General features: G+C 72.0%; 16 protein-coding genes. 8 read left to right on the forward strand and 8 right to left on the reverse strand.

All coding sequences use genetic code 11. The features are described 5' to 3' along the window. Window positions 1–176 precede the first annotated feature (176 nt). The 6 genes from ACIGXM_RS30195 (at window position 177) to ACIGXM_RS30220 (ending at window position 11,077) form a co-directional block, all read left to right on the forward strand. Entirely contained in the window at window positions 177–2,081 is a 1,905-nt protein-coding gene (locus tag ACIGXM_RS30195) for an ABC transporter substrate-binding protein (protein ID WP_396566411.1), read from the forward strand. 46 nt (window positions 2,082–2,127) lie between these two features. Then, a complete protein-coding gene (locus ACIGXM_RS30200; protein WP_396566413.1) occupies window positions 2,128–3,072 on the forward strand; it encodes an ABC transporter permease in 945 nt (314 codons plus the stop codon). Then, a complete protein-coding gene (locus ACIGXM_RS30205) occupies window positions 3,072–3,992 on the forward strand; it encodes an ABC transporter permease (RefSeq protein ID WP_396566415.1) in 921 nt (306 codons plus the stop codon). The genes ACIGXM_RS30200 and ACIGXM_RS30205 overlap by 1 nt, the downstream gene beginning before the upstream one ends. Before the next feature lie 3 nt (window positions 3,993–3,995). After that, window positions 3,996–6,062, forward strand: a complete 2,067-nt coding sequence (locus tag ACIGXM_RS30210; protein WP_396566417.1) for a dipeptide ABC transporter ATP-binding protein — start codon at window positions 3,996–3,998, stop codon at window positions 6,060–6,062. Window positions 6,063–6,273: 211 nt separating this feature from the next. Further along, complete coding sequence (locus ACIGXM_RS30215) at window positions 6,274–8,301, forward strand: glycoside hydrolase domain-containing protein (RefSeq protein ID WP_396566419.1); 2,028 nt, start codon at window positions 6,274–6,276, stop codon at window positions 8,299–8,301. A 403-nt stretch (window positions 8,302–8,704) separates the two neighbouring features. Beyond that, window positions 8,705–11,077, forward strand: a complete 2,373-nt coding sequence (locus tag ACIGXM_RS30220) for a SpoIIE family protein phosphatase (RefSeq protein ID WP_396566421.1) — start codon at window positions 8,705–8,707, stop codon at window positions 11,075–11,077. 5 nt (window positions 11,078–11,082) lie between these two features. Here ACIGXM_RS30220 and ACIGXM_RS30225 read toward each other — a convergent pair whose 3' ends face one another. Further along, on the reverse strand, window positions 11,083–12,465 hold the full coding sequence (locus ACIGXM_RS30225) for a DUF6528 family protein (RefSeq protein WP_396566423.1): 1,383 nt from the start codon (window positions 12,463–12,465) through the stop codon (window positions 11,083–11,085). On the opposite strand from ACIGXM_RS30225, the gene ACIGXM_RS30230 reads away from it, so the two are divergent. Then, window positions 12,368–13,429 (forward strand): NAD(+)/NADH kinase, encoded by a 1,062-nt coding sequence (locus tag ACIGXM_RS30230; RefSeq protein ID WP_396566425.1) that lies wholly within the window; start codon window positions 12,368–12,370, stop codon window positions 13,427–13,429. The genes ACIGXM_RS30225 and ACIGXM_RS30230 overlap by 98 nt on opposite strands. 56 nt (window positions 13,430–13,485) lie before the next feature. Here ACIGXM_RS30230 and ACIGXM_RS30235 read toward each other — a convergent pair whose 3' ends face one another. Further along, the gene (locus tag ACIGXM_RS30235) at window positions 13,486–16,014 is read right to left on the reverse strand and encodes a collagenase (RefSeq protein WP_396566427.1); all 2,529 of its coding nucleotides are present in this window, start codon (window positions 16,012–16,014) and stop codon (window positions 13,486–13,488) included. A gap of 140 nt (window positions 16,015–16,154) precedes the next feature. Then, a complete protein-coding gene (locus tag ACIGXM_RS30240; protein WP_396566429.1) occupies window positions 16,155–17,111 on the reverse strand; it encodes a LysR substrate-binding domain-containing protein in 957 nt (318 codons plus the stop codon). A 291-nt stretch (window positions 17,112–17,402) separates the two neighbouring features. Between ACIGXM_RS30240 and ACIGXM_RS30245 the strand changes: the two genes are divergently transcribed. Then, window positions 17,403–18,344, forward strand: a complete 942-nt coding sequence (locus ACIGXM_RS30245) for an alpha/beta hydrolase (RefSeq protein WP_396566431.1) — start codon at window positions 17,403–17,405, stop codon at window positions 18,342–18,344. Window positions 18,345–18,403: 59 nt separating this feature from the next. Here the strand turns inward: ACIGXM_RS30245 and ACIGXM_RS30250 are convergent, their stop codons facing one another. The 5 genes from ACIGXM_RS30250 to ACIGXM_RS30270 all read right to left on the reverse strand — a co-directional run bounded on the left by ACIGXM_RS30250 (window position 18,404) and on the right by ACIGXM_RS30270 (window position 23,491). After that, window positions 18,404–20,323 (reverse strand): helix-turn-helix domain-containing protein, encoded by a 1,920-nt coding sequence (locus ACIGXM_RS30250; RefSeq protein ID WP_396566433.1) that lies wholly within the window; start codon window positions 20,321–20,323, stop codon window positions 18,404–18,406. A gap of 145 nt (window positions 20,324–20,468) precedes the next feature. Continuing rightward, window positions 20,469–21,278, reverse strand: coding sequence for a 3-hydroxybutyrate dehydrogenase (locus tag ACIGXM_RS30255; RefSeq protein ID WP_396566435.1), 810 nt, complete (start codon window positions 21,276–21,278; stop codon window positions 20,469–20,471). A gap of 305 nt (window positions 21,279–21,583) precedes the next feature. Next, window positions 21,584–21,913 (reverse strand): hypothetical protein, encoded by a 330-nt coding sequence (locus ACIGXM_RS30260; RefSeq protein WP_396566437.1) that lies wholly within the window; start codon window positions 21,911–21,913, stop codon window positions 21,584–21,586. A gap of 39 nt (window positions 21,914–21,952) precedes the next feature. Next, on the reverse strand, window positions 21,953–22,495 hold the full coding sequence (locus ACIGXM_RS30265; protein WP_396566439.1) for a nucleoside-triphosphatase: 543 nt from the start codon (window positions 22,493–22,495) through the stop codon (window positions 21,953–21,955). Between the two features lie 195 nt (window positions 22,496–22,690). Beyond that, window positions 22,691–23,491, reverse strand: coding sequence for a LysR family substrate-binding domain-containing protein (locus tag ACIGXM_RS30270; protein ID WP_396566441.1), 801 nt, complete (start codon window positions 23,489–23,491; stop codon window positions 22,691–22,693). Between the last annotated feature and the right edge of the window lie 44 nt (window positions 23,492–23,535).

Genomic DNA, 23,535 nt, shown 5'->3' on the forward strand with positions numbered 1-23,535 from the left:
AGTCAGTAACCAAGCTCGGACGATCACTTGACAGGTGATCCGCAGGCCCCGGTCGGTGTGGGAGTGCGCCTCCCGCCGGTGGGCCAGCCGAGCGTGCGCTCGATCGCGACATCCGTCGCCGCAACGACGGCGAACGGCAACGTTGTTGTTCACGTGTGGAGAGGGGCGTGTCCGGAATGGCGATACCCGTGGGACCACGGAGGTTGAGGAAGGCGGCGGTGCTGCTCGCGGCGGTGGCGACCACCGCGGCCTGTGGTGGCGGCGGAGGCGGTGGCAACAACGCGGGCAGCGGCCCGACCGGCGCGCCGACCCAGGGTGGTGTGGTGCGGGTCGCCGAGTCGCCGTCCACCTTCCCCGACGCGATCTGGCCGTTCGACACCCCGGCCCAGGTCAGTACGGTGAACACCAGTCAGTTCCAGGAGTTGATGTACCGGCCGCTGTACTTCTGGGGGTTGGACGACAAGGTCACCCTCGACCCGGACGTGTCGATCGGCGAGACCCCCACCTGGAGTGCGGACGGAAAGACCGTCACCTTCCAGATCAAGCCGTGGAAGTGGTCCAACGGCGAGCCTGTCGACGCCCAGGACGTGCTGTTCTGGATCAACATGGCCGAGGCGGAGACCGCCAACAGCGCCTACTACACCCAGCCGAACCCGGCGATCGGCGCCAAGTACTTCCCCGACAACATCGCTTCGGCGACGGCCTCCGGCCAGACCGTGACGCTGACCCTGAACACCCAGGTCAGCCAGACCTGGTTCCTCGACGACGAGCTCAGTCAGATCACCCCGATGCCGCTCGCCTGGGACCTCACCGGCGTCGGGAAGAAGGGGAGTTGCGCGACCGACGCGTTCGGCTCGGCGGCCGCCAAGACCGACTGCGCGGCCGACTACGCCTACCTCAGCGCGGAGTCCACCAAGGGTGCCAGCTACGTCGGCAGCCCGATCTGGTCCGTGGTCGACGGCCCGTGGAAGCTGAAGAGCTACAACGGCAGCTCCGGCGCCTACGACGTGGTGCCCAACACCAGCTACTCCGGCCCGCAGAAGCCGTACCTGGACGAGGTCGACTTCGTCCCCTACACCTCGGACACCACCGAGTACGCGGACCTGAAGGCCGGCAGCAGCGGCGCCAACGCCATCGACTACGGCTACCTGCCGGCCGAGGACACCGCGCCGTACAACGCCCAGAACCCGGACGCCGGCAACCCGTTGAGCAGCGTGGGCTACTACGTGCCGAACGCCACCTACCTGGACGAGATCTCCTACTACCAGATCAACTTCGCCAACCCGAACGTGGGCCCGCTGTTCAAGCAGAACTACTTCACCAAGGCGATCCAGGACACCGTGGACCAGCAGGGCATGATCAACGGCATCTGGAAGGGCTGGGGTTACCCGAGCACCGGCGCCGTGCCCGCCAAGCCGGCCGGCAACCCGCTCTCCCCGAAGAGCCAGTCCGAGCAGGCCACCTTCGACCCGAGTGCCGCCAAGCAGCTGCTGAGCAGCCATGGTTGGGACACCGGCAGCACCCCGGCCACCTGCACCTCCCCGGGCACCGGACCGAACCAGTGCGGCGCCGGCATCGCCGCCGGCACCAAGGCCGCGTTCACCCTGGACTACCCGTCCGGGCAGGCCTCGCTGGACACCATGGCGGCCGACATGCGCTCCGACGCCGCCAAGGCCGGCATCGCCGTCAACACGGTCAGCCAGACCCAGAACACCATCGGCAACGAGGGCGTGGCCTGCACCTCCGCCCAGCCCACCGGCTGCCAGTGGCAGGCGCTGCTCTACGGCGGCTGGGTCTACTCGCCCGACTACTACCCGACCGGCGACGCGCTCTTCGCCACCGGCGCCGGCCCGAACATCTGGAGCTTCTCCGACCCGAAGCTGGACCAGCTGATCGTCAAGACCACCACCGGCAGCGACATCAACGACATGTACGCCTACGAGGACTACCTCGCCGGTGACCAGCCGGTGATCTACAACCCCAACCCGCTGACGGTCTACGAAGTCGTCAAGAACCTGCACATCGACGCGGGTGACCCGTTCCAGGGCTACGAGCCGGAGTACTGGTACTACACCAAATGACGACCACATCCGACCGGCCCGCCGCGTCCCCCCTCGGGGGGACGCGGTGACCGCCTACCTCATCCGTCGGCTGCTCCAGGCCCTGGTGACGGTGCTGTTGGTCACCGTCATCTCCTTCGGTCTGATGCAGCTCATGCCGGGTGGCCCGGTCCGAGCGATCCTCGGCTCGCACGCCACCCCGGAGAACATCGCCCACCTCACCCACCAGATGGGCCTCGACCGCCCGGTCTACGTGCAGTACTGGACCTGGCTGGACGGCCTGCTGCACGGCAACCTGGGCTTCGACTACACCCAGCAGCGCCCGGTCTCCGACCTGCTGTTCAACGCGCTCGGCGCGTCCGCCTTCATCGTCGGCGCCGCGCTGCTGCTGGCGCTGCTCATCGCCGTCCCGATGGGCATGATCCAGGCCACCCGGCGCAACAGCGGGCTGGACCACGCGTTCACGGTCTTCTCCTTCGTCGCGTACGGGGTGCCGACCTTCTTCATCGGGTTCCTGATCCAGCAGTGGTTCGAGGACGACCTCAAGTGGGTCTCGGTGCAGAACCAGGTCTCCACCTTCGGGGAGGCGCTGACCCACCCCGAGGCGATCTTCCTGCCGGTGCTCACCCTGACCATCACCACGGTGGCCGGCTACAGCCGCTACATGCGCTCCGGCGTGCTGGACCAGATCACCCAGGAGTACGTGCGGACCGCCAAGGCCAAGGGCGCCTCCCGCCGTCGCACCCTCTACGCCCACGTGCTGCGCAACGCGCTGATCCCGATGGTCACCCTGGTCGGCCTCTCGATGCCGGCCCTGGTCGGTGGCGCGCTGATCGTCGAGTACGTCTTCAACATCCAGGGCATCGGCCTGCTGACCACCCGCGCGGCGCTGCAGAACGACTACAGCATCACGCTGGCGGCGACCCTGCTGACCGCGGTGGTCACGGTGATCGGGTCGTTGCTGGCCGACCTCGGCTACGCGGTGCTGGACCCACGAGTGAGGCTCACCTGATGACGCTGACGACCGACCCGACGGCCGACCCGCCCGCCACCGCGGCGCCGGGCACGGAACCGGCCGAGAAGCCCCGCTCGCTGCTCCGGCGCGGCTGGGAGGTCTTCGCCGAGAACCGGCTGGCGCTGGCCGCCGTCGGCATCCTGGTGGCGATCACGGCCTTCTGCTTCCTCGGCCCGCTGTTCTACCACTCGGACACCTCGGTGGTGAACCTCGACGCCGTCACCCGGGCGCCGGGCGGCGGGCACCCGCTGGGTACCGACAACTACGGCCTCGACGAGCTCGGCAAGCTCATGGTCGGCGGGCAGACCAGCCTGGAGATCGGGCTGGCAGCCGGTCTGATCGCGGCGTTCGCGGGCGCGCTCTACGGCGCCGTCGCGGGCTACCTGGGCGGCTGGCTCGACGCGCTGATGATGCGGGTCATCGACTCGCTGATGTCGTTCCCGCTGATCTTCCTGCTGATCTACCTCAGCAGCGTCTACGGGAAGAGCAAGACGATGCTGATCCTGGAGGTGGGGTTCACCTCCTGGTTCGGCATCACCCGCCTGGTCCGCGGCGAGGCGCTGGCCGTCAAGGTCCGCGACTACGTCTCCGCGTCGCGGATGATGGGGGCCGGCGGCCGGCGGATCATCTTCAAGCACATCCTGCCGAACACCATCGGCACCACGATCGTCAACACCACGTTCTCGATCGCCGACGCGGTCTTCGCGCTCTCCACCCTCAGCTACATCGGGCTCGGCCTCCAGGCGCCCAACAACGACCTGGGCGGCATGCTCGACATCGGCACCAGCTTCGCCAGTTCGGGCTACTGGTGGATGATCTATCCGCCGGCCGCGCTGATCATCCTGATCATCCTGTCCTTCAACGTGATCGGCGACGCGCTGCGCGACGCCTTCGAAACCCGTCTGCAGAAGCGGTGAGCCGTGGCACTCCTCGAACTGATCGATCTGCGTACCGAGATCCGGCTGAAGCGTTCGGTGGTGCACGCCCTGGACGGGGTCAGCCTCAGCGTGGACGTGGGGGAGACCCTCGGCATCGTCGGCGAGTCGGGTTGCGGCAAGACCATGACCGCGATGTCCGTCATGCGGCTGCTGCCCAACGGCGGTGAGGTGGTCGGCGGTCAAGTCCTCCTGGAGGGGAGGGACTTGCTTCATCTCGGCGACGAGGAGATGGACCGGGTCCGCGGCAACGAGATCGGCATGATCTTCCAGGACCCGACCACCTCGCTCAATCCGACCATGACCATCGGCCGGCAGATCTCCGAGTCGGTGCGGATCCACCGCCGGGTCTCCAAGCGGGAGGCGCACGAACGCGCCGTCGAGGCACTGTCGTTGGTCGGGATGCCCAGCCCGGCGCAGCGTGCGGGGGTCTACCCGCACGAGCTGTCCGGCGGGATGCGCCAACGCGCCATGATCGCCATGGCGTTGGCGAACGAGCCCAAGCTGCTGATCGCCGACGAGCCGACCACCGCGCTCGACGTCACCATCCAGAAGCAGATCCTGGAGCTCATCGACGAGTTGAAGCAGCGGCTCGGGATGGCGGTCATCCTGGTCACCCACGACCTGGGCGTGATCGCCGGGCGGGCCGACCAGATCGCGGTGATGTACGCGGGGAAGGTGGTGGAGACCACCCGGACCGAGGCGCTCTACGCCAATCCCCGGCATCCGTACACCGAGGCGCTGTTCGCCTCGCTGCCGGAGCGCGGTGCCGAGTCCGGTGAGCGGCTCTACTCGATCCCGGGTCTGCCGCCGGACCTGACCAGGCCGCCGGAGGGCTGCCGGTTCGCCGCGCGCTGCCGGTACGCGACCGACGCCTGCACGGCGAGCGAGCCCCCGCTGACCGGGGACGTGCCGGAGCACCGGTACACCTGTTTCTTCCCGGTCGGCGAGGTCGAGTCGCCGTCCGCGCGGCCCCCGGTCGGGGTGGTCGATCCGGCCCCGACCGCCGAGGCCGAGCGAACCCCGGTGGCGGCCCGGCGAACCCCGCCCGGTGAGCCGCTGCTGCGGGTCGAGCACCTGGTCAAGGACTACCCGGTGACCTCCGGCCTGCTGCTGCGCCGGGCGGTTGGCGCGGTCAGCGCGGTGGCGGACGTCTCGCTGACGGTCCATCAGGGCGAGACGGTCGGTCTGGTCGGCGAGTCCGGCTGCGGCAAGACCACGGTCGGCAAGCTCATCGTGGGTCTGGAGACGCCCACCGCCGGCAGCCTGCTCTTCGCGGGCCGGGACCTCACGCAGCTGCCGCGGGCCGAGCGCCGACGGGTGCGCCGGGATGTGCAGTTGATGTTCCAGGACTCCTACGCGGCGATGAACCCGCGGATGCCGGTGCGGTCCATCATGCGCGAGCCGCTGGACATCCACCGGGACGGCACCCCGGCCGAACGCGACGGTCGGATCAGGAAGTTGCTCGACGTGGTCGGGCTGCCGAAGACGGCGCTGGAGCGCTATCCGCACGAGTTCTCCGGCGGGCAGCGCCAACGCGTCGGGCTGGCACGGGCGTTGGCGCTGCAGCCCAAGCTGATCGTGGCGGACGAGCCGGTCTCCGCGCTGGACGTGTCGATCCAGTCGCAGGTGCTCAACCTGATGCGCGACCTGCAGGGCGAGTTCGGCCTGTCGTACCTGTTCATCTCGCACGACCTCTCGGTGGTCCGCTACCTGGCCGACCGGATCGGGGTGATGTACCTGGGCAAGCTGGTGGAGGTCGGCCCGGCCGAGTCGGTGTACGCGTTCCCGGCGCACCACTACACCCGGGGTCTGCTGGACACCATCCCGGTGGCCGACCCGGTGGTGGAGAAGGCCAAGAGCAGCCACGGCGTCGCCGGCGAGCTGCCCTCGGCGATCGACCCGCCGTCCGGCTGCCGCTTCCGCACCCGGTGCGCGGCGGCCCAGGAGGTCTGCGCGACCACCGAACCGCCACTGAGGCCCTTCGGCCCGGAGAGCCACCTGGCCGCCTGCCACTTCCCGCTCCGGGAGCCGGCCGTCGACCAGGCCTGAGCGGGCGGTTTCTCAGCGGGCGGGGTGCCCTGGAGCGCCCCGCCCGCTCCGCTTCGGCGGCCGTGCTACCAACCGGGCGGACGAGGCGTCAGGATCCCTCGGCAACTTGCGAACAGTTGTGCGCATGCACGCCGGATCACCACATATGATCGGACATCTGTGCGATCAACTGTCGTCGCGCATTCGCTGAAGGGGTGGGGGAGTCTCCGTCATGCCAACACGCTTGGCCAGTAGCACCGCTGTCGTTCTGCTCGCCGGAGCGGCGTTGTCCGTCGCCGTTCCCGGGGCGCAGGCCGAGGGGGCGGCCGGCAGCCGAACCGTCGCGTACCAGGGCTACCAGGTCCGGGTGCCCGGCAGCTGGCAGGTGGTGGACCTCGCGCAGGATCCGCACAGCTGCATCCGCTTCGACCGGAACGTGGTCTACCTCGGGACGCCGTCGGCCGACCAGAACTGCCCGGCCGACCTGGGGGTCGGCCGGACCGACGCCCTGCTGATCCAGCCCGTGCCGGCGCCGGCCCCGGGTGTGCCGGCCACGCCGGTGGTCGCGCCCGGGTCGCCGCTGCCGCCGTCCGTCCTGGCGGCCGGGGCCGGTGGTCACCAGCTGCAGGCCGAACTGCGCGGCACGGGGCTCGAGATGACGGCCAGCTACGGCACCTCGCCGCAGCAGGTGAACGCGATCCTGGCCGGGGCGACCGTACACGGCACCCCGTCCGCCACCGCTCCGTCCACTGCCACCGCTCCGTCCGCCGCGGCGCCGGTCCGTCCGTCCGTCGCCGGGCGGTCGTCGCGCGCGGCCACCAGCACCGTTCCGAGCACCGACGCCGGCGGCAAGGGCTTCGACACCTGCACGGCCCCCTCGGCCGCGGCCATGACGGCCTGGTCCGGTGGCGCCTCGCCGTACCAGTCGGTCGGCATCTACATCGGTGGCCCCGCGCAGACCTGCGCCCAGCCGAACCTGACCCCCGGCTGGGTCGCGGCCCAAGCGGCCCAGGGCTGGTCGTTCCTGCCCATGTACGCGGGTCAGCAGGCCGCGACCGGCTCCGCGCTGATCTCCGCCGACCTGCCGACCGCCACCAACCAGGGCGCCGTGGACGCGGCGGACGCCGTGACCAAGGCCGCCGCGCTCGGCTTCACCCCGGGCGCCGTGCTCTACAACGACATGGAGGCCTACAACTCCGCGCTCTCCAAGACCCGGGTGCTCGCCTACCTGTCCGGCTGGACCGCGGGCCTGCACAACGCCGGTTACCGGTCCGGCGTCTACTCCAGCGCCAACAGCGGGATCGCCGACGTCGCCTCGCAGTACAACGTCAGCACCTTCCCGCGCCCCGACGTGATCTGGTCCGGGAGTTGGAACTCCTCGCAGGACACCTCCGACGCGGGCATGGGCCTGCCCGGCCCCACCTACTGGCCGGCCTACCGCCGGGTCCACCAGTACGCCGGCGGCGTCAACGAGACCTGGGGCGGCGTCCAGCTGAACATCGACGACAACGCGGTCAACGTCGGCTCCACGGCCACCGGCGCCGTGATGACGGCGGGGCAGCGCCTCGAGGCCGGGCAGAGCATCAGCAGCCCGTCGATGACGCTGACCATGCAGAGCGACGGCAACCTGGTCGCCTACGCCAACACCGGCGGCTCGGCGCAGGGCGCGCCGATGTGGAGCGCCGGCACCTCGGGCAACCCGGGCGCCTACCTGCTGATGCAGTGGGACGGCAACCTCGTCCTCTACGGCGCCAACGGCGCGGCGCTCTGGTCCACCGGCAGCTGGGGCAACCCCGGGGCCTCCGTCACGGTGCAGGCCGGCGGCAACGTGGTGCTCTCCGGCGCGAACGGGAGCACGCTCTGGTCCTCCGGCACCGGCGAGGCCCCGCAGACCCTCGACGGCGGCCAGTCCCTCGCCCCCGGGCAGTGGACGGCGGGGCAGCTGACCGAGCTGATGATGCAGGCCGACGGCAACCTCGTGATGTACCGCAAGGCCGACGGCGCGGTGCTCTGGTCGACCAACACCTCGGGCAACTCCGGTGCGTACGTGACCATGCAGGCCGACGGGAACTTCGTCGTCTACCGCAAGGGCGGCGGCCCGAGCGCGGGCGGCGCCCTCTGGTCGTCCGGCACCTGGAACAACCCCGGTGCCTACGCGATCATGCAGGACGACGGCAACCTGGTCGTCTACCGCCAGGGCGGCGGCGCCACGACCGGCGGCGCCCTCTGGGCATCCGGTACCTACGGCGCGGCCAACTGAGGTCGGCCGACCGAGCTCGGTGAAGGGTGTGTCGCGGTCGGGATCCCGACCGCGACACACCCTTCGCGACGTTCGGGCCGTCGCGTCGCGCCGCTGCCCGAGCCGGCCGCGGAGCTCGCCGACGCTGGGGTCGGCGTCGGCGGCGGGGGAGCGGGAAGGGGTTCAGGAGGCCGTGGCCAGCCCGCCCGTAGGTGCGTGTACACGCACCTAAGCCTGTGGTGCGGACGGCGTCGGCGGGGGCCACGCCCGGCCCGGCCCCCGGAGACCCGCGGCCGCGCAGCCTCAGCGGGCCGTCCGGCGCCTGCTCCCGGCCTCGGCCCCCGCGTTGTCGAGCAGCCTCGCAGATCGTCTGAATAATGAAGATGAGTAGTTCGGGGTAGCTCCCTCACCTGCGAGGAGCGAGATGAACACCTCCAGCGATCCTGCCCCCGGTGACTGGTCGTGGCCGTTCGGTGACCTGGCGGCCGCGGTGGTCGACAGGGCTGGGATCGTGCGGCAGTGGTCCGGTACGGCGGCGGAACTGCTGGACCGGACGGCGGCCGAGGTGTGCGGTCGGCCGATCCGGCAGCTGCTCGAGGCAGCGCCGGACACCTCCGGCGGGGCCGGGCGGGCCGTGCTCCGGCACCGTTCCGGCCGACCGGTCGAGGTCGCCTTCCACGCGCTGCGCCTGGAGGGATCCGCCGATCTCCTGCTGCTGGCGGCGCCGATCCGGGAGGTAACCGACTGTCACCAGGGCACGGCCCTGCTGCGTGCCCTGCTCGCCCAGGACCAGCTCGGCCTCGCCTTCCACGACACCGACCTGAACATCGTGCGGACCAACCTCTCCGGCGGGGCGGCGGTGACGGGCCGCCGGAGGCTCAACGAGGTCATGTTCCCCGAGGACGCCGACGAGATCGGGCTGGCGCTGCGCCGGGTGCTGGACACCGGCGTCCCGCTGATCGACCGCGAGCACCGGGCGCGGTCACGACTCGCGCCCGGCTGGTGGTCCACGGTGGCCCTCTCCGCCTTCCGGCTGGAGGACGGCAAGGGCTGCCCCACGGGGGTCGCCGTGGTGCTCACCGATCTCGCGGAACGCGGGCGCCGGCTGGACCTGCGGCACGAGGCGTCGGCCCGGATCGGCGGCTCCCTCGACGTCGTACGCACCGCCCAGGACCTGGTGGACGTGCTCGTCCCGGCCTTCGGGGACCTCGCCTGGGCGAGCCTGGCCGACCCCGTGCTCGACGGCGACGAGCCCCCGAAGCTGGCCGGCGCCGGATCGTGGCACCTGCGCCGGATCGCCGCGGCCTCGGTCGGCCCCTGGCCGGCCGGCTTCATCCCGCCGGGCCTCGCGGACCCGCCGGTGCCGGACCTGCCGGTGCTGCGGAGGGTGCAGCGCGGCGAGACCGTCCTGGTGCCCGACCGGGCGGCCGCGCTCGCGATGGCCGAGGGGCACCCGGAACTGATCCCGCTGCTCATCCCCGAGCGCGGGCATTCGGCCGTCTCGGCTCCGCTGTTCGCCCGTGGCCTGGTGCTGGGCGCGGTCGCGGTCTGGCGCACCGAGCGGCCCGAGCCCTTCGACCAGGCGGACGCCGACCTCCTCACCGAGATCGCCTCGCGCGCCGCGCTGAGCGTGGACAACGCCCGCCGCTACACCCGCGAGCACCGGGCGGCGGTCGCCCTGCAGCAACGCCTGCTCCCGCAGGCCACCACGGACAGTCCGGCCGCCGAGACCGCGGGCTTCTACCGGCCGGCCGGCGGTGGGGCCGACATCGCCGGTGACTGGTTCGACGTCATCCCGCTGCCCTCCCTGCGGGTCGCCTTCGTCATCGGCGACGTGGCCGGCCACGGGCTGCACGCCACCGCCACCATGGGCCGCCTCCGCGCCGCCATCTACACCCTCGCCGATCTGGAGATGGAGCCCGACGAACTCCTCGCGCACCTCGACGACCTGGTCCGGCAACTCGCCGGCGAGGCACCGCGCGGGCACCAGGACACCGTCGGCGCCACCTGCCTGTACGCCCTCTACGACCCGGTGACCGGCCACTGCGCCCTGGCCAGCGCCGGGCACCTGCCGCCCGTGGTGATCTGGCCCGACGGAACCGCGCAGGTCATCGAGGTCGTGCCCGGCCCGCCGCTCGGCGTCGGGGGCATGCCGTTCGAGCTCGCGGAGACCGTGCTGCCCCCGGGCAGTACGCTCGCGCTCTACACCAACGGCCTGATCGAACGCGCCGACGAGGACTTCGACGCCGGAATCCGGCGGCTGACCGACCAGCTCGCCGCCCGGTTCCGCTCCGGCCGGACCCTGGACGACATCGGCCGCTCCCTGCTCGCCGACACCGGCGACGACCCGCCCCCCGACGACATCGCCCTGCTCCTGGCCCGCACCCGCGCGCTCTCCCCGGACTCCACCGCCAGCTGGGAACTCCCCGCCGATCCCGCGGTGGTGGCCGACGCCCGCGAGGCGGTCACCCGTCAGCTCGCCGCGTGGGGGCTGGCGGACCTCGCCTTCACCACGGAACTCGTGGTCAGCGAGCTGGTCACCAACGCCATCCGCTACGGCGGCGGCCCGGTCGTCCTGCGGCTCATCCGCGACCAGGTGCTGGTCTGCGAGGTCTCCGACCCCAGCAACAGCCAGCCGAGGCTGCGCCGGGCCCGCGCCACCGACGAGGGCGGACGCGGTCTGTTCCTGGTGGCCCAGCTCTCGGCGCGCTGGGGCAGCCGCTACGGCCGCTCCGGAAAGACCGTCTGGGTCGAGCAGTCCCTCACCGGCGTCACCCCACTCGTGCTGGAGGTGTGACACCGTCACTGGCGGCTGGTCCACCAGCGCGCCTTGTACAGCTGGGTGCCGTTCAGGGTGCGGGTCGCGTCGCGCCGGTAGAACGTCAGGACGGAGGTGCACCAGTCGCACGCGCCGCCCTCCGCGGGGGTGATGGCGAGGATCCGGCCGGTCCGGGGGTCGTCGCCGACGCTCTTCACGTCCTCGTCGGCTTCGGCGTTCGAGAGGCGGACCGGGGTGAAGGTGTTCTGCGCGGGTGCGTACTGCCAGACATGCCGACCGGTGGTGACCCACAGCCGCCCTGGGGAGGAGAGCACCGGCCCCAGGTCGTGCCCGTCCCCCTCCGGCAGCGCGGTGGTCCGGACCTTGGTGAGTCCGGGTGCCGCCGCGGGGCCGCTGACCTCGTACGCCGTCAGCTCCCGGTCCCCGACGGCCCAGAGCAGTCCGCTGGTCGGGTCGAAGTGCACGCCGTGGGCGCCGTCCAGCGGGTACTCGACGAAGTGGTCGGCGCGCGGCCCCTGGGAGGCCGCGTACAGCCGCAGCCAGCCGGCCGTGCTGGCCACCACCGCGACGTTCCCGTCCGGCAGCAGCTCCAGGCTGTGGACGTTGCCGTCGCCCGCGTTCGTCGCCCAGTGGACCTCCGCGGTCGGATAGGCGACCACGGCGGCCAGCCCGCCGGAGGCCGCGGTGAGCAGGTACCGCTGCCCGTCCAGTTGGCGGCTCTTGGCCTCGGACGGATTGGTCCAACTGGTGGCCGGCCGCAGATCGGCCAGGCCCGGGTCCTGGTCGGCGCTCCACGACCAACGGACCTTGGCGTCGTCGCCGCTGGGGTCCAGCACCACCACGGAACGTGAACCCTGGTCCACCGCCACGATCCGTGATTCGGCCACGACCCGCCCGCCGGCCCCCGACCGCCCGCCTGCCTGCCCGCCGGCCACGGCCTGCCCGCCAGCCGGTGCCTGCCCGCGGGCCCCTGCCTGCCCCCCGGCCACGGGCCGTCCGCCGGCCACCCGACCCGGCCCCACCAGCGGCGCCCGCGCCGATCCGCTCCCCACCGCCAACCCGCAGATCGCGGCTGCTAGCAAGGCCTGGCGGGTCCCACGCCACAAGGTCCCGGACCCGACGGCCCGCCACCGGATCTCTCGCACGACGCCCTCTCCTCCTCCCGGCCCGCTTCGAGGACAGGTTCCGCCGAGCCGTCCGCCCGCGCCACCGCGGTGGGCCGACGGGGAGATCCGGACTTGCGAAGTGCGCACCGTCGCTGTCTGCTGAGGCCGGAAGCCTCCCCATGACGGCGATGGAGTACCCGACATGCCAGTGCACCGGATCGGCCTGGTCGTGCACGGCGCCCGACCCGCCGCCCGCTCGGCGGCCGGCACCGTCCGCGCCTGGTGCGCCGCACACGACATCCCCTGCACCGACGTCGACGTCTGGCAGGAGGACCGACCCCGGCGCTGCGGCCAGGACGAGGCCGAGGCCGCCGGCCACCCCGACCTCGTCGTCACCCTCGGCGGCGACGGCACCTTCCTGCGCGGCGCGCGGATCGCCGTCAAGGACGACGCCCGGGTGCTCGGCGTGGACCTGGGCCGGGTCGGCTTCCTCACCGAGGTCCCCGTCGACGAGGTGCGGGAGGCGCTGGACGCCGTGCACGAGGACCGTGCCACGGTCGAGGAGCGGATGACCCTGACCCTGCGGACGTCCCGCGCACTGGAGGTCCCCGCCGGACTGGAGCTGCTCCTGAGCCACGGGCGGAGCCCGGTGCTGCCGCCTCCGCCGCTGCGTCCGGGGGAGCCCGTCGGGGACGACTGGGGCGTGCCGCTGGACGTCACGGCCCTGAACGACGTGGTGCTCGAAAAGCTCGCCCGGGACCGGCAGGTGGGCCTCGCGCTCTACTTCGCCGGACGGCTGCTGGCCTCCTACTCCGCCGACGCGATCATCGTGGCCACCCCCACCGGCTCCACCGCCTACAGCTTCGCCGCCGGCGGACCGGTGCTGTCGCCGCACATGGACGCCGTCGTCTTCACTCCCGTCGCCCCGCACATGTCCTTCAACCGCACGGTGGTCGCCGCCGCCGACGAACCGGTCGCCGCCCGGGTGCTACCCCACTCCGGGCCGGTCGCGGTCAGCATCGACGGCCAGTTGCGCGGCATCCTGGGGCCCGGAGACTGGGTCGGTGTCTACCCGTCGCAGTCCCGCCTGCGCCTGGTCCGGATGGGCCCCACCGACTTCTACGGCCGGCTCCGCGACCGCTTCCGGCTCACCGACGCCCCGGCCACCGCCGCCGACCCGGCGCCCCCGATCTTCCGCTCACCCACCGCGGACGTCCCCGAAGACCTCGCCGGCCTGCGCTTTCCCCCGGCCGCCGAGGAGTAGTCGGTCGAGCCGGGAGAGCGCGGGCCGGTCCGGGACGTGCGGTGTGCCGGGGGAACTCAGTACTGCGTGGTCACGGTGACTCCGCTGAACGTGGTGTCGGCGTACAGGCTGATGTACCGGTAGCCCGCGGTCGTGTTGCTGACGGTGAGGCTCTGGATGGTGCCGGAACCGGTCGACTCGGCCGTGTACGTGGTGTTGGTGGCCCAGTCGGTGGGGTCGTAGTACAGGTAGGCGGTCCCGGTGCCGCCGGTCGTGGCGACCTTCAACGTGGTCGTCCCGGCCGGGAGGTAGATCCACAGGTAGTCCAGGTTCCCCGCCGTCTCGGACTGGTTCGCCCGGGAGCAGTTCTGGTCCATCTCCTGCGGGTTCGGGTCGGCACACGGGCTGACGCCGCCCGAGCCGCTCACGGTCACCGACTGGGAGGCACTGGACGTGTGTCCGTTGCTGTCGGTCACGGTCAGCGCGACGTCGTAGGTCCCGGCCGCCGGGTAGGTGTGCGAGGGGTTCTGCGTCGTGGACGTCGCTCCGTCGCCGAAGTTCCAGGACCAGCCGGTGATGTGGCCGTTGCCGGACTCGGTGGACCGGTCGGTGAAAGCGGTTGTCAGCCCGGTGACCGCCGTGCCGAAGGCGGCCGTCGGCGTACCCGACGTGCCGCTCGCGATGGTGTCGAGCCAGTTGTTGAAGTCGGCGTCGTAGCGGGTGCCGATGGTGTCGGTGTAGTAGTCGTATCCGGCGGTGTAGTTGCCAACCCGGAAGTCGCCCAGGATCGTCTGCACGTCGGCGGGGTGCTCCTCGAGCATGTAGCGCACCGCCAGGTAGCCCCAGGGGAAGACCCGGTCGTCGTTGCTGTTGGCGTACGTGGTCTGCCACAGGGTGCTCAGCGCGTAGGTGTGCTCACCGGCGTCGGTGACCGCGTCGGTGTCGGTGATGCCCCGGTAGCTGTAGGAGATGTATCCGGAGATGCCCTCGATCCACCAGATGTTGGGCACCGCCTCCATGTCCGCCCAGGTGCCCATCGTGTCGTAGCGCGCGTCGAGGAAGTGCGTGTACTCGTAGTTGAGGTTCCAGATGTTGTCCGTGTAGCCGTCGGGGCTGGGATCCTGGTACAGGATGGAGTAGTCCTGGTTGCCCGGCGTGGACGGGGTGTTGTACAGCGTGATGCCGCCGTTGTCGGTGGGGACGCCGTAGATCACCGGCGCGTATATCTGGTAGTCGAGGGAGTTCGAGAACACGACGATGTTGTCAGTGTCGTTGTACTGGTTGGGAATCGGGCCGCTGTCCTTGACCACGCTCTGGAAGTACCCGTCCTGCCCGGCGAGTTCGGTGCACGCCGCGCTCAGGTCCGCGGCGCTGAGCGACTGCGCCAGGATGTTGATCTCCGAGTTGCACGGGTGCGTGGTCGGCAGTGCCGCCGTCGTGACCTGGGCCACCAGGTCGCAGACGCCGTAGTACGAGCAGTTGGCCCCGTCGAAGGCGTTGGCCTGCCCCGCGACGGCGACCCACAGCGCGGCGGTCGGGCCGGAGACGGAGGAGGCCTGCAACAGGCCCAGCACCAGCGGCCGCACCTTGGTCTGGAGCGCGCTGAACTGGACGTACACGGCGAGGTCGTTGCCGGCGTCGGAGTCCATGAACGTGTTGCCACCGCCGAGCAGGTCCGTGTGGTCGAGCGCGAAGGCGTCGAGCGTGTCGATGACGCTCGGGTTCGCGGTCAGCGCGGTGACGAAGGCCGGGTTGTACTGTCCGCGCCACAGCGGGGTGTAGACGTCGTAGATGACGGCGTCCATGCTGGGGAGGGCGTCCCAGGAACCGTTGTACGCGGTGAGCAGCTGCTGGTAGGCGCTCAGGAAGTCGCCCTGCAGGTTTGCGCTGTCGGTCAGGATCACGGCGTCACCGAGGACGTCGCCGTTGTCCGAGGAGACGTCGCCGATCCGCGGGCTGGCGAAGAAGGTGTCCAGGGCGTTCTCGACGTCCGTCGACAGCGCCGCGTCGTAGGAGCCGACGTCCGCCGAGTCGTTGTACTGGACGTAGTATCCGGCACGCAGGTACAGGATGAGCCGCCAGATTCCGGTCGAGTCGTCACCGGTGTAGTTCGACGCCAGGCTCTGGTAGGCCTGGGCGACGGGGATCATCTGGGACTCCTTGAACACCTCCTGCGCGTCGCTGCCGGTGATCGCGAACAGCGTGTTGACGCAGTCGGTGGTCGAGTTCTCCACGTAGGAGGCCAGCGCCGAGCCGGTCAGGGCACCGAAGGCAGCGGGGGTGCAGGCCTGCGCGGCGGTGGGCCTCGACCCGCTCGGGGCCTTGGCGTTCCTCGTCGCGTTCGTCGTGGGCTGCGACACCGTCGGTCGTTGTGGCGGGAGTTGGGCGGCGGTGAGCCGGCCGTACTGGACGGAGGCCGCGTCGGTACCACCGACGACGGCGCCCGTGGGTGAGGGATCGGCCGGGCGGTGCGTGCCGCCGGCGGGCCGGACGGCGGCCGTCGAACCGGTCGTGGCGAAGGCCGGGGCGGTCGACAGACCGACGAGCATGGTGAGTGTCACTGTGCCTGCGGCGAGGAACCTGGGCAGGATGGATCGATGGCGCATCACTGCTCCTTCGGGGCGATGTCCGCTTCGCGAATCGGGGGGAAGCGTGTGACGCACCGTCTCACCGCGTGGCCGTCCCGGACAATGCGGCTGGAAACAGCGATTGACCTGTCCTTGCCACAACATCCTTGGCAGGGCCTTTACGGAAGCGTCCCGCGGTAGGTCCGTGCCGCCCAGGCGTGGAAGTGCGGCGCCCGCGCTATCAGGTCCCGGTACGAGGCACAGGCCGAGCCGAAGAGCGTCACCACGACCTCTTCGGCGACACTCTCCTTGCGCCAGGCCAGCAGGTAGCGGCACCAGAGGGGCGTGCCGATCAGGGGCCTGACGATCACACCGGGGATCGGCCGGGTCGTCGCCTGCACCAGCGAGACGCCCAGGCCCTCGCCGATCATGTTCTGCAACTGGAGCTGGTCGCCGAGGAACTCGTGCACCACCGCCGGCGTGAATCCGACCGCCTCGCAGGCCGCGTAGAGGACGCCCGGCCATCCCGCGCCGTCGTCGGGGGTGATGAACCAGGAGTCCTCGGCCAGGTCGGCCAGCGCGACCTCCGTGCGGTGCTTGAGCCGGTGGTCGGCGGGCAGGGCCACGAACGAGGGCTCGGTGACGATCCCGCGGTGCTCGACGGCCGCGGAGTGCCGTAGTTCCAGACCCGGGTAGTCCACGCCGATCGCGGCGTCGAGCCCGCCGCTCTCCAGGAGTTCGACGATCTGGGAGGACTCGTAGACGCTGCTCACGGTCAGCACCAGATCAGGCAACTCGGTACGCACCCGCCCGACCATGCCGGACAGGATCGGGGAGTTGGTGGCGGCCAGACGCAGCACCGGTCGAGGTGCCGCGTCCCCGGCCGGTCGCCGTCCGATCGCCTCGGCGCGGTCCAGCACGTCGCGGGCACGGGCGACGACCTCCACGCCGTACCGGGTCGGCCGCACGCCCGCGGTGTTGCGCTCGAACAGCGGCTCGCCGAAGTAGAGTTCGATCCGGCGCAGCTGCGTGCTCATCGCCTGCTGCGAGCATCCCAGCTCGGCCGCGGCCCGACCTATGCTCCCCGCGTCCGCGACCGTGCACAGCGCCCGTAGATGCCGAAGCTCCAACTCCATTCGTACTCCCCTGAGTCCGCGTAGTGCTCGGGCAGTCGAGTTGCATAGTAGCCAGCGGGGCGACACGCGGGGTGCGGTCGTTCCGTGTTCGGCGCCGTGGTGGGTCAGCCCTCGGTGCCGCGCGTACCGTTGTGCCAACCGCTCTTCCTGCCCGGCCCGTTGTCCGTCGCCGTCGTCCACCTGCTGCCAGGCGGCGTGGCCCGCCTGCCCGGCCGGATCAGGGGCCGCAAGGGGCCGCGTGCAGGCCGTGGCCGACACCACCCATCAGACACTCAAGGAAGCGGGTGCCGCATGAACCCGAGCACTCCCAGCGGACGCCAGGTCACCGCGACGGAATTCGAGTACGAGGAGCTCCACGTCCCGGTCGCCGGTGGCCGGCTCACCGCCCTCCGCTGGCCGGCGGAGCAGCCGCACGCACCGGTGGTCCTGGCGTTGCACGGCATCACCGCCAATGCGCTGTCCTGGGCCCGGGTCGCCCACCACCTGCGGGGGCGGGTCACCCTGGTCGCACCCGACCTGCGTGGCCGGGCCGGCAGCAACGGCGTGGCAGGCCCGTACGGCATCGGCGCGCACGTCGACGACGTGGTGGCGCTGCTCGACGAACTGGGCCTGGACAGGGTAGTGGTCGCAGGTCACTCGATGGGTGCGTTCGTCTCCGCGCTGGCCGCCGCCCGCCATCGGGACCGGATCTCCTCGCTGGTCCTGGTGGACGGCGGGCTCGGCTTCCCCGCCCCGCCCGGCCTGGACGGAGACGAACTGATCACCGCGGTGATCGGCCCCGCCATGCGGCGCCTCTCCATGACCTTTCCCGACCGCGAGGCCTACCGTGCCTTCTGGCAGGCGCACCCCGCGTTCGGAGCTGCCTGGTCGCCTTGGGCCGACGACTACATCCAGCGCGACCTGGTCGGCGAGGAACCCGGACTCCGGTCGTCCTGCCGAGTCGACGCGGTCCGCATCGACAGTGTCCAGCTCTTCCAGGCCGAGGTGCTCGGCGCGATCCGCGCGCTCGACTGCCCGGCTGAACTGCTGTGGGCCGAACGGGGCCTGATGGACGAGCCGCAGGGCCTCTACGACGAGCGACGGTTGGCCGCCGCGGACCTCCCCGGCGCGGGTGTCGTCCCGATCCGGGTCGCCGGGACCAACCACTACACGATCCTCCTCGCGGACCCCGGAGCCCGGATCGTCGCCCAGCGGATCGAGGCGGCGGCCGGGGTGGCGTCAACGGACCACTGATACGGGGAGGCGCGTGCCCCGGGTCCGCCCGGCGGCTCCCGGGGCGCCGTTCGCCTCTCCTACCGGTCGTCCGTCAGCAGGTGCAACTGGAGGGCCAGTTGGAGCTGAAGAGCACGGTCGGGGGCGTCCCAGTCCGGTCCGAGGAGGGACTCGACGCGGTCCAACCGCTGGACGACGGTGTTGACGTGGATGTGCAGTTCGTCCTTGGCGCGGGTCAGGCTCTTCCCGCAGGCGAAGTAGGTGCGCAGAGTGCCGACCAGGTCCGTACCGCGTCGTGCGTCGTAGTCCAGCAGCGGCCCGAGCGCGGTCCGGACGAAACCCCCGACATCGTGGCCGTCACCGAGCAGCACACCGAGGAAGCCGAGGTCCGAGGCGCACGCGCCCTCACCGGCACGGCCCAGCACGTGCATGGCCCGCAGACAGCGACGCGCCTCCTCGTGCGCGGCGGCCAGACCCGTTGGTCCGGCCACGGGACCGGCGGCCGCCACGGTGACCGCTGCGCCGTCGAGGCGGGCGAGCCGGTCGGCGGCGACTCGGGCGGCCTCACCGGGCGGCGTGCCGTCGTCCGGGAGCAGGATGACCACCGCGCCGCCGTGCTCGGCGCAGATGCCGCCGCGGCCGAACAGGTGCTGCAGGCCGGCGGCGACCAGATTGGCCGGGGGACCGGCCGAGGAGCGGGCGACGAGCAACAGGTGCGGGGCGTCGAGGTCGCTGCCGAGGCGGCGGCCCCGGTCCACGAGTCCTGCCGGATCGCGGTCCGGGGTGGTGAGCAACTCGGTGAGCAGCTCACCGCGCACGCGGTTCTCGGTCTCGGTGACCGTCCGGCGTAGCAGCAGAAGCAGCGCGGTGACCACGCCGGCGCGCTCGAAGAGCCGGCGGCTCGCGTCGTCGAGGTCGGGGTGGTCGAACAGGACGAGGCTGCCGAGGAGTTCGGGTCCGGCGAGAACGGCGCAGACCCAGTGCCGGCCGAGCGGGACGGCGCGGGCCGCTGCCCGTGACTCGGCCGTGGAGGCGATGAGTGCGTCCGACGTGAGGTCCGGGGCGTCGCCGGCCCGGGCGAGCCGGTGACCGGTGGTGCCGTGGACGGCGATCGGCCGGTCGAGGAGCTCGGCGACGGCGGCGGCCACGTCGGTCGTCGCCCCGCCGCGCAGTACCAGGTCGGTCAGCCGGTCGTGGGCCTGTTCGGCGTGCTGGATCGCGGTGACGTGCGCGCGGACCACGGCGTTGGCCTCGGCGAGCTCGGCCAACGCGGCGCGGGTGTCGGCGAGGGCCCGTGCGGTGTCGATGGCGATGGCGGCGTGGGCGGCCAGCGAGCCGAGCAGCGCCACTTCGTCGGGTGTGAAGGCGCGCGGTGTGCGATCGGCGGCGAACAGCACGCCGATGACCTTGCCGCCCTCCGTGGTGCTGGAGCCGAGCAGCAGGGGGACGCCGAGGATGGCCACCAGACCCTCGTCCAGGACGCCGGCATCGATGCGGGTGGTGTGGTTGAACCGCTCGTCCGTCCGGTAGTCGGGCGTGGCGTACGGGCGGGCGGTTTGGGCGACGAGGCCGCCGAGCCCCGTGCCGAGTTCCAGCCGCAGCGACTGGAAGAGAGGTGAGACCGAGCCGTCGGTCACCCGCATGTAGGTGTCGCCCGCCTGCTCGTCCGGCATCGTGAGGTAGGCGGTGTCGGTGCCCAGCAGCAGCCTGGCGCGGCGGACGATGGACGGCAGGACGGCGTCGAGGTCGCGCAGCGCGGCGAGGTCGCTCGCGGTGTCGAAGAGGGCGGTCAGTTCGGTCTCGCGGCGGCGGTGCTGGCGCAGCGTCCGGTGGACGCGCTGCGCGAGCCACGCCGCCTCCTCGATCTCGGTGAGCTCGTGCGGCTGCGCACCCGCCGCGCGGGCGTCCGCCACGGGTCGGCCGAAGCACTCGGTGGTGGCGTCGTTGGCCAGCAGTTCCAGCAGGCGGCGATGGGCTGCGGTGACGGTTCGGTCGGACATGGTTGCCGCCATCCTCGCACGGGAACTGGGGGGCGACACCCGCCAGTTCGCGCTCGCGGGTCTCCCCGGCGAGGACCAGCGCCACCACGGTGGTCACTGCGGCGATCCCAACCGGCCGGCGGTGGTCAGCGGGACGGCGCGACCGTCAGCGGGCGGTCCAGCCACCGTCCAGCGGCAGCGAGGTGCCGGTGACGTAGCCGCTGTGCGGGGAGCACAGCCACAGTGCGGCCCGTGCCACCTCGTCGGGCTCGATCAGGCGCTTGATGGCGGAGCGCTCCAGCATGATCTGCTCGACGACGTCCTGGGCGGGGATGCCGTGGGCGAGCGCCTGCGCCGCGATCTGGTCCTCGACCAGGGGCGTGCGCACGTACCCGGGGTTGACGCAGTTGCTGGTCACCCCGTGCGGTGCGCCCTCCAGCGCCACCACCTTGCTCAGCCCCTCCAGGGCGTGCTTCGCGGCGACGTAGCCGACCTTGAAGGGGCTGGCCCGCAGGCCGTGCACCGACGAGATGTTGACGATCCGTCCCCACTCGTTCGCGTACATGTGCGGCAGCGTGCGGCGGATGATCCGGAACGGCGCCTCCACCATCACCCGGTGGATCAGTTGGAAGCGCTCCGGCGGGAAGTCGTGCACCGGCGCGACGTGCTGCAGACCCGCGTTGTTGACCACGATGTCGGCGTCGTCCGGCAGACCGTCCACCGCCACCGGGTCCGACAGGTCCACCACCAGGGCCGTCCCGCCGCACTCCTCCGCCACCGCCTTGGCAGCCTCGGCGGCGCGGTCCACGACCTGGACGTGCGCGCCCGCCCCGGCGAGGGCGAGGGCGCACGCCCGGCCGATCCCGCTGGCAGCGCCGGTGACCAGCGCGGTGCGACCCGTCAGGAACCGCCCGGAGGACGAAGGCTCTTCGGTGGCCGGTCCAGGGGGAGGACCGGGCGTGTGAGTGTTCCGCATGACCGATCACGCTAGAGACGACGACGAGGATCGCCCATGTGCGGCGGAGCCATAGCGATCGATCAGGATGTGGACCCGTTCCCCATACCCTCCCGCAGGCCGGCCCTCCTCAGGACTCCGCCGGGGCGTTCAGCGCGACGGCCCGTCTGTGACGGCCGGCTGATCGCGCCGAGACCATCCGATGCGCGAGTGGAGCATGGGGCTGCCACGCGGGCAGTGGCTTGCCGGATCGCCGGGCAGCCCGCTCGGCCTTCGCCCGAGCCACACGCGCCGCGAGGCCCGGGCAGCCAACCGTGTGGCTGCGGCTATCCCCGGCCCGCCGTGCGCAGGGGCCGGGCGAGGATCCGGCAGGCCAGGCCGGCCACTCGGCAGCAGGCCCGGGCCGTGCCACCGAGGGCCCGGTACCAGCTGATGCCGAACGGCAGGGCGATGGAGAACCACGACGGGGGTGCCAGCTCACCGGGTCGGTGGGCGCCCTCGCGGGCCCACCGGCGGCATCGCTCGACGCCTCGGCGGGTCCAGCCGGCGCACCGGTCGGCGCGCTCGGCACAACGGGTGGAGGCTTCCAGCAGCCGGGTGCAGCAGGCGTCGCGTCGTCGGACGACCTCGGATCCGGTCCGGTCGTGGCGGGCCATCGCGTCTGCCCTCTCGTACGGTGTTCCCTCAACGGTTCCTCAGCGCCCCGGCGGCCACCGCTCCCAGCGGGCCGCCAGCCGCTCCGGGAGGGCGTCCCGGTTCGCCGGGGTCAGCTGGATGAGCTCGACGTCGGCGCGGCGCTTGAGAGCGTCGGTGAACGGACCGGGCTGTTGCTGCACGGTGGCGACCACGTCGACGTCGGCCGCGAACAGCGCCCGGACGGCGTCCTGGAACGGGCGGTAGGCCAGTTCCATCCGCCCGAGCTCGTCGATGAGCACGAGTCTGGCCGGTGCCGGCGCGCGGGGTGCCCATGCCAGGGACGGCAGTGCCAGGCGCTCCATGACCCCCAGGTCGACGCCGTACCGCCCGACCCGTGGCGGCCCCGGGAAGCCGACGTGGGCGAGCACCGCCCGACGGCCCGCCAGCGTCTCCAGCGCGAAGCCGACCCGGGCACCGCCTTCGCGGATCTCCTGCGTGATGAAGCCGACGATCTCCAGGGCGTGCAGCAGCGCCGCCAGCCGGCGGACCGCGGTGGTCTTTCCGGTGCCGGGGCGTCCCTCCAGCAGAATCCTCGTGGGCATCGCGCGCTCCGCGGCGGGGGACAAGCGGGGGACAGGGGCGGGAGGAGGTCCTGGTACCAGCCTCCCACCGAGTAGCGCGGGGCGATCACCGCCCTCCTGTCCGCGCCCGGTGTCACCGGAGCAGGGCCGTCCCTCCCGACCCCGAGGGCCTGCGCGTCACCGGGCCGGGCGGTGTCGCGTCAGGACCACCGACGTTCAGGAACGCCGGCGCGGCTTCCCGCGCTTCGCTGCCGTGCCGCCACCACCGGCCCGGCCTCCCCCGGACCGCGGCCGGCCGGCACCGCGCGCGGGGGCGGCTGCGGGCTTCTTCCGCGGCTGTCCGCCCGTCGCCCCGGTCGCCTTCCCCGTCGCCCCGGTCGCCTTCCCCGGCTCCTGCGTCGCCTGGGCGCGCCCGCGCGAGCTGTTGACCGTGCGCCCACGGACGATGCCGATGAACTCGTCGACCAGGTCGGTGGTCCGGGCCTCCGGCCAGCAGAGAGCGACCTGGGACTGCGCCGCGTCGGACACCGGGCGGTAGGTGAGGTCGCGGCGATGGTGCAGCCGGGCCAGTGACTGCGGGACGACCAGCAGGCCGACGCCCGCGGCCACCACCTCGACGGCCTCCGCCGTGGTGGCGGGCCGCTCGTGCGCGGGCTGTCCGGGGCGGGTCGGCCAGACGATGGTCTCGTCCAGCGGGTGCCAGATCACCTCCTGCGCGAGGTCTTCGACACTGACCTCGTCGGCGGCGGCGAGCAGGTGGTCCTTGGGGACCACGACGACGGTGGCCTCGGTGTAGAGCGGGATCGCGCTGAGCACCGTGCGGTCGACCGGCAGCCGGATCAGCCCGGCGTCGGCCGCGCCCTCCCGCAGGGCCCGTTCCCCGTCGGGCGCGGCTACCGGGACCAGGGTCAGTGGTACCTGGGGCAGCCGCTCCTCCCAGACCCGGATCCACTTGCCGGGAGTGACGCCCGGCACGTACGCCAGCCGGAAGGGCCCGGTCACCTGGTTCGCTGTCACGGAGCCAGGCTACCGTCCGTGATTGGCCCGGGGCCAAGCTGGCT

Source organism: Kitasatospora sp. NPDC052896, from assembly GCF_044547075.1.
GTDB lineage: Bacteria > Actinomycetota > Actinomycetes > Streptomycetales > Streptomycetaceae > Kitasatospora.